Here is a 13,354-nt window from a genome sequence, read left to right as displayed (position 1 = left end):
TGTTTTGAAAAAAAATAGAAATGGTGAATATTTTTTACATTAATAAGAAAAAAGTTAACAATCAGCAAACATTACTTTCACATGCACATGAAAATAATATTGCCTCCTGATTTTAAAAGAAAATGATAATTCTTTAATAAAAAAAATGACAACGTTCATTTTCCCTAACTCCAATCGAAAAAAAATCATGAATGAGTTATGCAGATTAAATGCGAAAATGACATTTACTATGATTTAAAAATTTACATTTGATTGATATTTTTATCTTTTTTTATTATTTATAGAAAAATTTTCCAATTAATTTTGCAAAAAATAATAAATCTAAATAAAAATTAAACAATTATATAAAATTAATAATCATATAATTAAAATAATATAATATTTTACAATATTAAAATTTATAGCACATTACTGAAAAAAAACAGGATATCTTCAGTTAAAATTGATATTTATATAAACATTCAATAAAAATATTAATATGTTTAGGAAAAGTTCTTAAAAAAAAATTACTTTCAGACTCAACACTGAAAATAATTCATCTAAACAAATTCAAGGTGTTGCAGCTGCAAAAGTAACCACAAATAAAAAAAGGAGCTTTCGAATAAGAATAAATTTTGCTGGAGATGGCACTTATAAAACAGTCAGCAGAACAGCAAAAATAACCGTTGAATATTTTTGAGGTCTCTCGAAACTTTTTTAAAAATATCCTAAATTAAAAAGGAAATGATTCTATGGCAAAAGAAGGAAAAAAAAGTTGCAAGAAAACGTTTTGATGAAATTATAGGTGTTGCTAAAAGACATCACTTAGCAAAACTGTTGAAAGACGAAGTCGATGAAGACTTTGAAATTTCAGACTTAAGGTATGCGATGGAAGAGTTAGGTCCAGCATTCATTAAGTTAGGTCAGCTATTAGCCACAAGGCCGGATATGGTCGGTAATGAAATCGCTGATGATTTGAAATTGCTAAGAGACAATACTCCAGTCACTCCTTTTGACGAAATAAGGGAAGTTATTGAAGGGGAACTTGGAAGGCCATTGGAAGAAGTCTACTCTGAATTCAATGAAGAACCTCTCGGTTCCGCATCAATCGGACAAGTTTATAAGGCAACATTAAAAGAAACAGACATGGAAGTTGCTGTTAAAGTCCAAAAACCGGGCATTTATGACGTTATTGTGCCTGATGTGAAAATATTGAACAACCTAGCCGGAACAGTGGATAAATACGTTACCAAATCCAGGACATATAACCTGCCTGCAATGGCTAAGGAATTTGAAAGGTCAATCTTTAAAGAACTTAACTACATGGAAGAAGTTAAAAACATTGGAAAAATAACCAAAAACTTTGAAGACATTGAATATATCAAGATACCTGAAGTATATCCGGAATACTGCAGTTCCAAACTCATTACTATGGAACTCATTGACGGATATGAATTGCCTGATTTATACGGTAAGGAAATTGAGGGCATCAACAATACTGAAATTGCCCAGTATGGAACACAATCATATTTAAAACAAGTTTTAATTGATGGATTTTTCCATGCGGACCCACACCCAGGTAACCTGTTTGTAACTCGTGACAATAGACTCTGTTACATCGATTTCGGAATGATGGGTGTTGTAAATGATACTTTCAGATCCAACTTCGCCCAATTGATATTGCTTCTTTTAGATGGTAATTCACATCATTTAATCAATCAGTTGCTCTATATGAAAATCATCACCCCTGAGCAGAACACTGATGAGTTCAAAGAAGATGTCGATGACCTGTTGAATTCTTACATTGGCGTCGATATGGACCAAATGGATGGTATTTTTGATGATTTGATGAATGTTATGATTAACCACAACATCGTCCTTCCAAGAGAATTCGTAATGATTGGAAGAGGAATAATCCTCATCGAGGAGGCTGGAGACAAATTAGACCCACACTTCAATCTTACCGGAGAACTTGAAAAATTCGCTAAAGATATGATTAAAAGTAAATTTGAGCCTGGAAACATTGTTGGCGGCGGATTTAACTATATTATTGAAATCGAACATTTATTAAAAGATTTACCTGACAGACTCAACAGCACTCTCGATAAGGTCGAAAAAGGTGAATTGGAATTAAATATGAACCATACCGGTTTGGATGACTTGAAAAACCAATTGTCCATCTCACTGATTGTGGCTGCATTGCTTATAGGTTCATCCATTGCAATCCTGGCAGATAAAGGTCCAAAAGTTTGGGACGTATCCGCAATAGGATTCATCGGATTCGTATTCAGCGCAATTCTCGGAGCATATTTAATTATAAAATACATTAGAAATTAAATATTTAAGTTAATATTGTCACCTAGACAATATTTCCTAACTTTTTTTTAAAAAAATAGAATAATTTAGAGAACTCAATCCCTAAATTCTACCTACACCAGCCATAGGAACGCCAGTCAATGCTGATGCCTCCAGGCTAAGTGACCTTAAATTCTCTTTTTCCAATTTGGTTATGTGTGTGTTTCCAGCTTGCTGAACCAGCATGCATGCCTCATCAGTCATTGTATTGATGTAATTGGCTACGTTTTTGCCCATTTCCTTATAGTCAAGCCTGTGTCTTAGGGACAAGTCCTGTGTAGCTATTCCTTTTCTGCATGTTCCGGTATAACACATTTGACAAACCCTGCAGCCGATTGAAATCAATGCTGCAGTTGCAATATAAACCGCATCCGCTCCAAGTGCAATGGCTTTTGCCAGGTCGGCACCTGAACGAACACCCCCAGCTGCAACCAGACTCACTTGGTCCCTCAAGCCGATTTCCTTAAGTGCCATATCAGCTTCCACGATTGATGCGATGGATGGGACTCCTGAATGTTCCATAATAACTTCAGGTCCTGCACCGGTACCGCCCTGCATACCGTCGACAACGATTATGTCAGCGCCACCTTTCGCTGCAATTTTTACATCTGATGCAACTTTTCCTGATGCGAATTTGACCATGATAGGAACTTTCCAATCAGTTATTTCACGTAATTGTGATATTTTCATGCTTAAATCTTCAGGCCCTACTATATCCATGTGCCTTGCAGGTGAAAGAGCATCTGAACCTTCAGGAATGTTTCTGATTCTTGACACTTCTGCTGTTACTTTCTCACCTAGGAGGTGTCCTCCCATTCCGGATTTTGCCCCTTGACCTATCTTGATTTCAATTGCATCCCCTTTTTTGAGATAGTCTGCAGAAACACCGAATCTTCCTGATGCGTATTGGGCGATCAACTTATCTGCCAATTCCCTCTCTTCAGGAAGCATTCCGCCTTCACCAGTGTTTGTGACTGTTCCTGCCAGAGATGACCCAATAGCCAGAGCCATTTTTGCCTCTTTTGAAAGAGCCCCGAATGACATTGCCCCAATCATGATTGGAGTATCGATTTTTATAGGATTTTCCGCAAATCTGTCCCCCAAAACAACATCTGTTCCGCAAGGTTCCCGATATTTGTCAATAGGAGGTCTTGAAACCTGAGCCGGAATGACCACCAAATCATCGAAGTCAGGTATTTTCCTTAAGGCACCGGTACTTCTGAGCTTATATGAAGCTGTCTGTGCCTGCCTTACAATTTCAACAATGTCCGGGAATCCCCATCCTTGTCTTGCATCTTCCGGAATCGCGTTCACTTCAATTGCACGGTTCGGACACATTTCAAGGCAGATTCTGCACCCTACACATTTTTCCTGATTCAATGGATACGGATCACCCTGAATGATTTCATAAACTCCATGAGGGCAATTGTTAAAGCATGAAAAACATCTTCCACATATTTTTTCATCCCTGTCATCACATAAATACCAGCAACATCCTGGACGGCCAAAATTTTTTTTGCATAATTCAGGATTTCTTTCTACTCTATATGGCATATCTAAACACTCCTAATGACCGTAAAATGGCCTTGTACTTTCTGGAACAATTTTCTTAAACTCTGAATAATCATCAACATCCATGCCATATTTGGTTAAAGTCTCTTCCAGCTCCAATGTATCTTCAAATGTTAGTTCCTCTAGCTTTGCATTGTAACCTAAACTTTTGATTTCTCCTTTGACATAGATTACACCACGTATGATGGATTCTGCGACATCATCGCCGACATCACCCAATATTATGATGCGCCCACCCATCATGAAAATTCCTGTCATGAATCCGGAGTTTCCTCCAATGATTATTGTACCGTTTTTCATGATTTCTCCGGTTCTTGAACCGACTGACTCTTTTACAATGACTGTGCCGCCGTATATTCCCTGACCTGCACCGTCACCACCTGAGCCTTCGACTATTATTTCTCCATCGGTGATATTGTCTCCGACAAACCAACCTGCATTTCCGTTGATTTTGATTTTCGGCTTGTCGCACATGCTTCCTGCAAAATATCCTACTGAGCCGTCAAGCTCAATTTCAACATCTTCTGTAACTCCGGCAATGAGGTAATGTTTAGCGTTAGGATTTTTAATGATAATCTTGTCATATTCGCAGGCAGCAGCTTTTACCTGTGAGTTTATTTCACGAGGGCTTAACAATTCTGCATCTATTTCCATTACATTCATCCAATCACCTACATCTCATATACCATTACTTCACCAGGAGAGATTTGCTCAACATGGTGTGTGTCTACTACTTCCCTTAGGGATACCTCTTCTGATGCGATTGCAAATATATCATCAGTTTCGGCCATTACTCCCGGCCTTAAGCCTAACTTGTCTTTAGCTATCCCTATTCCGTTTGGGGTTCCAATAATGTATGAAAAAGGCCCGTCCATGTCCTCTACAGACTGTTCCAGTGCTTCTTCCAGGCTGTATCCTGTATCAAGCTTGTCGGCAATGTAGTGAACAAGGCATTCAGTATCGTTGAATGTTTCAAATACATGGCCTTTCCTTTCTAAAGGATCTCTGATTTTCCAATAGTTTGTGATTTGACCGTTATGAACTACAGATATGTCACGGACAATATAAGTCTGGAAAGGGTGTGCATGGTATCTGTCAACACCACTTTCGGTTGAAAAACGGGTGTGGCCTATCGCATGTGTTCCTTTTACAGTTCTTACATCATACCTGTCTGCAATTTCAAGTACGGAACCTACGTCCTTTATCATTTCAAAATCATGACTTCCATTAATGACTATCACATCGTCAATCAAGTCGACTTTTGTAATTAACGGTTTCAGCTCGGAAAAGTCATTTAAAGATATTTTACATTTGTAAATGAATGAATCTCCAACAGAAGGCAAAATGGCATCGTTTTTGATTGGAGTTAAAAAATTAATTGTGTCTTTAACTTTTTTGAGTAGCTTTTCATTTTCTTTTACTTGAATTTTTAGGATATACTCGTTTTCTTCAAGTCCTGTTCCACCATAAATAGAGTATCCTGCTGAATCAGGGCCTCTATGCTGCAGTTGGTGGAGCATGTTGGTCATATCATTTCCAATGTCGTGTAATTTCTTATCTTTATAAACTATTCCTGCGATTCCGCACAAATCAAACCCTCCTTGAAATAAAAATTTTAGTCGGAATATGGTTTCCGTATTATAGTATAATTATAGTAGTATATAAAGTTGTTGGAAAATACCTTCCGACTCAAAAAAATTCTGAAAAAATCCATTAATATTTTAAATATAATATACAATGTTCAGAAAAAATAATAAAATAAGTAAAAAAATTGAGTGATTATTCAAAAAGCTTTCATAATGTCAATTTAAATGAGAATAAAAGAAAGAAATGTAAGAAATAATATTTATTTCTTAATTGAATCTATAGCGCTTTGTGCACCCTGCCTTACATAACCTGATTCGTCATCAAGCAATTTTTCAAGAGCTGGAATAGCGCTTTCATCATTCAAGTTACCTAAAGACCAGGCTGCAGCACCTCTTACTCTCCAGTCTTCATCCTCCAAAGTAGCGATTAAAGGTTCAACTGCAGGTTCGCCCATACGGCTTAATGAGGTAGAAGCTTCCCTTCTAACTAATTTGTTGTTGTCTTTAAGAGTTTCAATTAATGGATTAATAGCTTTCTCATCACCGATTGCTCCTAAAAGGGTAGCTGCATGCATTCTGATATTTTTCTTTCTGCTTGATAATGCATCAATTAAAGGGTCAAGTGCTTCAGCACCTTTCAATTCCAATTGTCCCATTGCATCTTCAACAACAAAGTCATCTTTATCGTTTAATAATTCAATTAATTCATTGATAGTCTCTTCCATTTTAATCCCTCACAAATTCAATAAGGAAATCTGCACTTATTTATGTACTTAATATATTATTATAACTTTAGTAATATAAAAGTATTTCGATAGTATACGAACAAATTTTTTGGACAGTAAACCTAACATTAAATACAATAAAATAAATATTATTAATATACGAAAAAATTGTTAAGTGAATAGAATGTATGATATTGCGATAATTAGTGGAGACGGAATAGGCCTTGAAGTAATGGATGCCTGTGAGTTTTTACTCGATAAACTGGATTTGGAATTCTCTTTTAAATATGGTGAAGCAGGTTTTGACTGCTTCAACAAAAATGGAACAACATTGCCTCAAGAAACAATAGACATGGCCAACAAAAGTGATGCAGTGCTGTTTGGAGCATCCACATCAACCCCCGGCCAGCCTAGCCCAATTATCAACTTAAGAAAGGCATTGAACGTTTATGCCAACATCAGACCGATCAAATCATACAGGGGAGTCAACTGCATTCGTGACGACATTGATTTTGTAATCGTTCGTGAAAACACAGAAGGCCTTTATTCTCAGGTGGAATACGGTGATGAGAATAAAATGATTGCCGAAAGGCACATCACAAGAAAGGCATCAGAAAGGATTTCAAAGGCCGCATTCAATCTTTGCATCAAAAGGGAACAGAGCAAGGTGACTTGCGTTCACAAAAGCAATGTATTGAAAAAGACCGACGGCGTCTTTAAGGAAAGTTTCTATAAAATCGCCAGCCAATATCCTCAAATAAAATCTGAAGATTATTACGTTGATGCAATGGCAATGTATCTGCTTACACAACCCCAAAATTTTGATGTAATCGTTTCAAGCAACCTGTTCGGAGACATACTTTCAGATGAAAGTGCCGGGCTTGTGGGCGGACTTGGACTTGCACCATCCGGAAACATCGGAGACCATAACGGATTATTTGAACCCGTGCATGGTTCAGCACCGGACATTGCGGGAAAACACATTGCAAACCCATGTTCAATGATACTGTCCGCTTCAATGATGCTTGACTATCTGGGAGAATGGGAAATATCAAACGACATCAAAAATGCAGTTGAAAAGGTAATGGCAGACTGCAAGATAAGGACTCCTGATTTGGGAGGGGACGCTTGTACAATGGATGTAACAAAAGCTATTGTTAAGGAGTTAATTTAAATGTTAAATATCACTACTTTTTTAGATGCAAATTCAAAACGTTTGGATAAGGACGTTTTATACAACCCAACAACAGGCAACAAATATAATTCAGGAGAAATATTATCAATAGTTTCAGAAATCGGGCGTGACTTAAAAGAATTGGGAATCGAAAAAAGTGACAGAGTTCTGATTTATCTGAAAAACTCAGAGGAATACCTGTTTTCACTTTTTGCCATATGGAGAATAGGCGCAATAGCCATCCCAACAAATAGGGTCTTTACTGCATCAGAACTTGAATACATAGTTGACGATTCACAAGCAAAATTAATGATTACAGATATAGAAGCGAAGAATATAATCGATATCCCCACTTACATCCCTGAAAATATTTCCAGTCTTAAAGATTGTGAAGTCCTGGAAGCTGAAAACACAGATTGGGATGATTTATGTCAATTGCAGTACACTTCAGGAACAACAGGCAAACCTAAAGGAGCAATGCTTACTCATGGAAATTACTTTACTGCAATCCACAATGAATGCGACGTTTTGACACTAAAGCAAGATGACGTGTTTTTAGGAATTTACCCTATGGCCCATGTTGGCCTTTCTTGGGCAATTTCAGCCCTAAGGGCAGCCGCTTATTACATCTTAATCGAACAGTTCAATATTGATGAATATCTCGAGCTGTGCGAGACCGAAAAGGTTACAGTCCTAAGCGGAATGCCTCCTGTAATCCATTCCCTAACTACAATGGATGCAAGAAAACACCTGAAAACCGTTCGTGAAATCATTTCCGGAGGAGGTCCGTTGCACAAAAAGATATGGAAAGACTTCCACCAGACTTACCAGATACCAATCATAAATGCTTATGGTCTTTCAGAAACAATCGTTATAGGAACCGGAACAGTTATCAGACCGGAAGACTACTGGGAAGCCGACAGATTTGAAAGTGTAGGCCATCCAGTTTGTTTTTCAGAAGTCAAAATTGTTGATGAACATGACCCTACAAAGACAATACCTCACTATGAGCAGGGCGAAATTGCACTTAGGGGTCCTGCAGTTGCTAAAGGCTACTGGGGAAATGAAGAAAAAACAAAAGCATCATTTTTAGATGACGGATGGTTCTTGACCGGAGATGTAGGCTACCTTGATGAGGACAATCGTTTGTTCATTACCGACAGGAAAAAGGATATGATTGTAATGAGCGGATGGAAAATCTATCCAACAGAAGTGGAGGAAGTGCTAATAAAATATCCTGCTGTTAAGGAAATAGCTATTTTTAGTATAAATGATTGTCATAGGGGAGAAATACCTGTTGCAGCCGTTGTTTGGGAAAATGAAGCTGATGAAGAAGGACTAATCGAATACGCACGTGAAAACCTGTCAAGATACAAAGTTCCAAAGAAGATATTTACTTTAGATGAACTTCCAAGAGTAAACGGATGGAAACTTCTCAGAAGAGAACTTCGTGAAATGTATAAATCTTAAAAAAAAAGTATATTGATTAAACCGATAGAAAAATAAAAAGAAAAAAAAGACTATGATTATTTTACAATCATAGTTCCGATACCGTCAGTGGTAAATACTTCTAAAAGCAAGGAGTGCTTTTTACGTCCGTCAATGATATGGCAGGATATGACTCCATTTTCAATTGCTTTAACGCAGGTTTCTATTTTTGGAATCATTCCACCAGATATGATGCCATCTTCAATTAAAGCAGGAACTTCGTCCACTTTTATTTTTTGAATCAAAGAACTTGGGTCTTTAGGATCTCTTAAAACACCAGGAACATCAGTCAGGATAATCAATTTTTCAGCACCGACTGCACTTGCAACTTCACCTGCTGCAGTATCTGCATTCAAGTTTAAACTGGTTCCATCTTCTGCGATACCTACTGGAGATATGACTGGAATATAATCATTTTCCAAGAACATGTCAAGCAAATCTGTATTAACGCAGTCCACTTCACCAACAAGCCCTAAATCAACGATTTCCTCATCGATTTTGCTTGCTCCCTTTTTGTGGGCAAATATTAAGCTTGAATCTTTACCGGACAAGCTGATTGCCTGACCTTCATGCTTGATGAGTTCTGATACAATGTCTGTTGAGATTTTACCGACAAGAACCATTTCGATAATTTCCATAGTTTCTTCATCGGTTACCCTTAAACCTTTAATGAATTTAGGTTCCTTTCCAAGCTTATCCATTGATCTGGAAATGTCAGGACCTCCACCATGAACGATAAGTGGTTTCATTCCTACATATTTGAGTAAAACAGTATCGCGAGCTGTAGATGATTTTGCTTCATCATCCACCATTGCATGTCCACCATACTTTATTAAAATTTTTTCGCCATGAAACTTTTTGATATATGGTAAAGCTTCAATTAAAACATCAATATCTTTCATCTAATCACTACATTTAATATTTTATTTTCTCCTTTATAAAACCTATAGTTAAAATCAAAATAATAAACTCATCAATTAACCGTCATTCAATAATTTCTCAACTTTTTCCTTATTTTCAAATAGAACACAACCGCTTTCATGCTCATCCATAAGAATGCCCTCATCTCTAAGAGATTTAAATAATTTTGACTCCAAGACTTCAAGAAGTGATGCATTCCTTACATTCATATCAGAATAAGGCGAAGCCGGGCAAGGTTCCGCACCTCCATGGGAATTGATGTGGAAAAATCCTCTTCCGGCAGCCAGGCACCCGCCAGATGTCTTTTCATCTCCAGGAAATGACAAAAACAGCATGTCCGAATACTCTCGGCGCAGTTTGGTGATTTCGTTTAATAACAAATCCCTTTCATCATCTCCGGGTGCCAACCCCACAGTTTCCTCTTTAACAGGAACATATTCAATGAAAAATACCACCTTGCATCCGAAATCATGCAACTTATCAATGAACTCCCTTGAAACGAGAGAAGATATGTTTCCCTTTGTAAATGTAAGCGAAGCACCAAAAATGACATTGTTCATTCTCATCAATTCCATTGAATCAACCAATTGCTTGTAAACACCTGCCCCCCTTCTTGAATCGGTTATTCTTTCATCCCCTTCAATGGACAATATCGGGACAAGATTTCTATTATCATCAAACAGTTTCAGATACTCATCGTTCAGCATTGTTCCATTTGTAAATATGGGGAACAGTATTTCAGGAAATTCGCTTGCCTTAACTATGACGTCCTCCCTAATCATCGGTTCTCCACCGGCAAGAACAATGAAGCTTACTCCAATTTCCTTCGCCTGCCTGAAGATATTTCCCCATTCATCACCGCTAAGCTGATTTGAAGGAACATCATCACTGCATGCATTATTGGCCCTTGAGTAACAGCCTGTGCAATGGAGGTTGCAGCTGCTTGTGATGCTTGCTATTAGGAAAACCGGAATATTTTTACCATTTTCACTGTACTTTTGCCGGATTTTAGTGGCCTTTTTTGCATATTTAGAAAATTTGACTAGAAATAGGCTTTCCTTTGGATTTTTCAGTGAAGCGCGAAAGGCGTCCTTTAAAATCAATTCGACACCTCCGGCCAGATAATCTTGAATATTGAAATTGTCTTCCATCTATTTCACCTTTATGGAGTCAAGTAGGAATTGGGCATGTTCTTCTGATTGCCTAAAGAAGTCATCCAATGAGCTTTTGGGAATGTCATCATATTTGGCGAAAAGCTCAATGAGCAGATATATCGGGAAACTGTAGTATTCCTTAGCCAATAATTCTGGATTGCACCCGGATTTGACAATTCCGTTTTCTTTTAGAATGGTGAAAAATTCTCTCCAGAACATCAGCGGCTTTTCAAGCATTTCTTCCTGAAAGAACAGCCGTATATTTTCGTTGTAATGAATCTGAATAAATATCAATTTGAAAATCTTGAGGTTTCTTTCCTGCAGTAACATTCCCCTTATGGCTTCAGATCCGTTATGATAAAATCGTTCAGGGTTTTCAAGAAGCAGCTTATTTTTGGAGGACAGTGAAAAATCATTACTGTTTAAAAGTTCATCATATTTGAAAAAGTCTGTAAAATATTCGAATATATCCATCAATATCGATTCTTTGGATGGATAGTGGCTATAAATTGAACTTTTTTTAATTCCCACTTCATCTGCAATTTCTCTAAGTGAAACGGAATCGTAACCTTTTTTTGAAAACAAATCCAAAGCCGCATCAAAAATCTTTTCCTTAGTGCCCATTTTACCTACCTACCGTTCGTTAGTATATTGTTTGATTTACCAGTATATAAAATTAACCCTGAATAAATCATTTATAAAACTTAAATCATATTAAATATCATGCCTGAGATGAACAACGTTAAAGATTATCTTCTAAATTTAGGCGCTAGCAAAGTTGGCTATGCAAATGTTGAAGGAATGGCCAGCGAATTTATTGATTTGCCCAATGGAATTAGTCTAGTTTTGAAACTGCCTAAAAAGGCAATGCATTACATCGAAGAGGAAGATTATCAGTCTTACTGGAAATGTTTCCACTCGAAGATAGCTGAATTGACTGAAATTTCCCTCAAAGGAGAAGAGTACATTAAAAATCTTGGATATGATGCCTTTGCCCTGACAATGCAGAGAAACGAATGTGACATGAAAAAGCTTTTGAGCATCCTGCCTTACAAGACAATAGCTACCAAATCAGGACTCGGATGGATTGGACGTTCAGCATTGTTTGTAACACCCGAATACGGATCAATGGTGGCATTGGGCGGAATATTGACCAACATGCCCCTTGATTTTGGAACACCAATTACAGATTCACAGTGCGACGACTGTACAAACTGCCAGGATGCATGTCCCGTAAACGCAATCAACCCACAAAAGTGGAACGACAGATTGAATAGGGAGGACATCATCGACATTGAAGCATGCAAGGAATATGTCATAGACCAATATATGAATGGATTGGGCTGTACAAAATGCATGTGCGAATGCAAGCTCACACAAAAATATCTAAAAAAAGAATAAAATGAGTGTTTAACAACCCATTTTAAATTTGAATCTGTATTCCTGATTTACGATTTCCATCCCTACAAAGGATCCGTCAAGAATATCTGCGACTTTAGCCAAGTCACTGGCAGTTATTTCGCTGCCGTTACCGATTGGTGAGAAAAATGTAATCTCATCATCAGTAATGAGATAGTTCAGAAGTTTTGTGTTCTCTTTTTGGTATTTTTCTACAATAGCCAAGATTTTTTCTTCGGTTTCTTTATCAAGGTTTGTCATAATATCACCTTTAAATATACTTAAATTAAGTAATACTTATAGCTATTGGTTAGAAAAAATTTAGTAGTATGTAATTCAATTAAAAATATTGAAGAATCAGTACATTAAATTGGGAAAAAACTGTTAAAAATTGAAATAAACCATCACAAAATTAATTATTCAATAGGAAAACTCCGTTTGAAAAACTCCATAGGATTAAAGTGTAAACTGAAAGCCTCTCAAAAACAGGCATGTAAACACTTCCCATATTGAAGAACATTACCCAAAATGAAATAAATCCGATGATTCCCAAAATCAGCGTGATTTTTTGATATCCGCCAAAATCACCCATCGATCTTGAAATGACCAGCAAAAGGACATTACCTCCCAAAATTGCCATCACAGCACCCAATGCATGATAACTTAAGGTCAGAGGATTTCCGCCATGAATCAAACCGACGATAATGACTCCAAGTCCAGTCACCATTGTTAAAATGTAAAAAATAATCCTATTCTTAATGATGAAATCCCTGAACTTATAGCAATTTCCGAAAATAAGGCTTAAACCAATAAGGATAAAAGCGGAATTCATCAGCCAGAAAAGTGGGGAATTTCCATTTGGAATTCCCAACTCTGAAATGGTATGAAAAATGTAAGTGTTAAAAATGGAAGCATTGAAAAAAGTTGCAGAAATAGCTTCCGCTATCAAATAGTACAAACTACCAACAATAAAGACAATTCCGGCAACTTTACTTCTCATAA

General features: G+C 37.0%; 13 protein-coding genes. 4 read left to right on the top strand and 9 right to left on the bottom strand.

Annotated features, from left to right (window positions below):
• Nucleotides 1–723: 723 nt before the first annotated feature.
• The gene (locus tag Q0W25_RS03150; RefSeq protein ID WP_298518798.1) at nt 724–2,316 is read left to right on the top strand and encodes an AarF/ABC1/UbiB kinase family protein; all 1,593 of its coding nucleotides are present in this window, start codon (nt 724–726) and stop codon (nt 2,314–2,316) included.
• Between the two features lie 81 nt (nt 2,317–2,397).
• Here Q0W25_RS03150 and Q0W25_RS03145 read toward each other — a convergent pair whose 3' ends face one another.
• From Q0W25_RS03145 to Q0W25_RS03130, 4 genes are all read right to left on the bottom strand, one after another.
• Nucleotides 2,398–3,888, bottom strand: coding sequence for a glutamate synthase-related protein (locus Q0W25_RS03145; RefSeq protein WP_298518795.1), 1,491 nt, complete (start codon nt 3,886–3,888; stop codon nt 2,398–2,400).
• Nucleotides 3,889–3,900: 12 nt separating this feature from the next.
• Nucleotides 3,901–4,569, bottom strand: coding sequence for a tributyrin esterase (locus Q0W25_RS03140; protein ID WP_298518791.1), 669 nt, complete (start codon nt 4,567–4,569; stop codon nt 3,901–3,903).
• Nucleotides 4,570–4,577: 8 nt separating this feature from the next.
• Nucleotides 4,578–5,495 (bottom strand): glutamine amidotransferase family protein, encoded by a 918-nt coding sequence (locus Q0W25_RS03135; protein ID WP_298518788.1) that lies wholly within the window; start codon nt 5,493–5,495, stop codon nt 4,578–4,580.
• Nucleotides 5,496–5,752: 257 nt separating this feature from the next.
• A complete protein-coding gene (locus Q0W25_RS03130) occupies nt 5,753–6,217 on the bottom strand; it encodes a HEAT repeat domain-containing protein (RefSeq protein ID WP_298518785.1) in 465 nt (154 codons plus the stop codon).
• A 184-nt stretch (nt 6,218–6,401) separates the two neighbouring features.
• On the opposite strand from Q0W25_RS03130, the gene aksF reads away from it, so the two are divergent.
• Together aksF and Q0W25_RS03120 are read left to right on the top strand one after the other, a co-directional pair.
• The gene (aksF, locus tag Q0W25_RS03125) at nt 6,402–7,391 is read left to right on the top strand and encodes a homoisocitrate dehydrogenase (protein WP_297826091.1); all 990 of its coding nucleotides are present in this window, start codon (nt 6,402–6,404) and stop codon (nt 7,389–7,391) included.
• A complete protein-coding gene (locus Q0W25_RS03120; RefSeq protein WP_298518781.1) occupies nt 7,392–8,861 on the top strand; it encodes a class I adenylate-forming enzyme family protein in 1,470 nt (489 codons plus the stop codon).
• A gap of 56 nt (nt 8,862–8,917) precedes the next feature.
• Here the strand turns inward: Q0W25_RS03120 and argB are convergent, their stop codons facing one another.
• The 3 genes from argB to Q0W25_RS03105 form a co-directional block, all read right to left on the bottom strand.
• Nucleotides 8,918–9,781: an acetylglutamate kinase gene (argB, locus tag Q0W25_RS03115; protein WP_298518778.1), complete on the bottom strand. Its 864-nt coding sequence runs from the start codon at nt 9,779–9,781 to the stop codon at nt 8,918–8,920.
• A 75-nt stretch (nt 9,782–9,856) separates the two neighbouring features.
• Nucleotides 9,857–10,951, bottom strand: a complete 1,095-nt coding sequence (locus Q0W25_RS03110) for a radical SAM/SPASM domain-containing protein (RefSeq protein ID WP_297826100.1) — start codon at nt 10,949–10,951, stop codon at nt 9,857–9,859.
• Nucleotides 10,952–11,578 (bottom strand): TetR/AcrR family transcriptional regulator, encoded by a 627-nt coding sequence (locus Q0W25_RS03105; RefSeq protein ID WP_297826102.1) that lies wholly within the window; start codon nt 11,576–11,578, stop codon nt 10,952–10,954. It lies immediately after the preceding gene.
• Nucleotides 11,579–11,677: 99 nt separating this feature from the next.
• Here Q0W25_RS03105 and Q0W25_RS03100 point away from each other — a divergent pair, with 99 nt between their 5' ends.
• The gene (locus Q0W25_RS03100) at nt 11,678–12,355 is read left to right on the top strand and encodes a reductive dehalogenase domain-containing protein (RefSeq protein WP_298518774.1); all 678 of its coding nucleotides are present in this window, start codon (nt 11,678–11,680) and stop codon (nt 12,353–12,355) included.
• A gap of 9 nt (nt 12,356–12,364) precedes the next feature.
• On the opposite strand, the gene Q0W25_RS03095 is transcribed toward Q0W25_RS03100, so the two are convergent.
• Nucleotides 12,365–12,613, bottom strand: a complete 249-nt coding sequence (locus Q0W25_RS03095) for a hypothetical protein (RefSeq protein WP_297826108.1) — start codon at nt 12,611–12,613, stop codon at nt 12,365–12,367.
• 151 nt (nt 12,614–12,764) lie between these two features.
• Nucleotides 12,765–13,352 (bottom strand): DUF998 domain-containing protein, encoded by a 588-nt coding sequence (locus Q0W25_RS03090; RefSeq protein ID WP_298518771.1) that lies wholly within the window; start codon nt 13,350–13,352, stop codon nt 12,765–12,767.
• Nucleotides 13,353–13,354 lie beyond the last annotated feature (2 nt).

This window comes from uncultured Methanobrevibacter sp. (assembly GCF_947166415.1).
In the GTDB taxonomy this organism is placed as follows: domain Archaea; phylum Methanobacteriota; class Methanobacteria; order Methanobacteriales; family Methanobacteriaceae; genus Methanocatella.
This window is presented reverse-complemented; position numbering and strand designations above follow the sequence as displayed.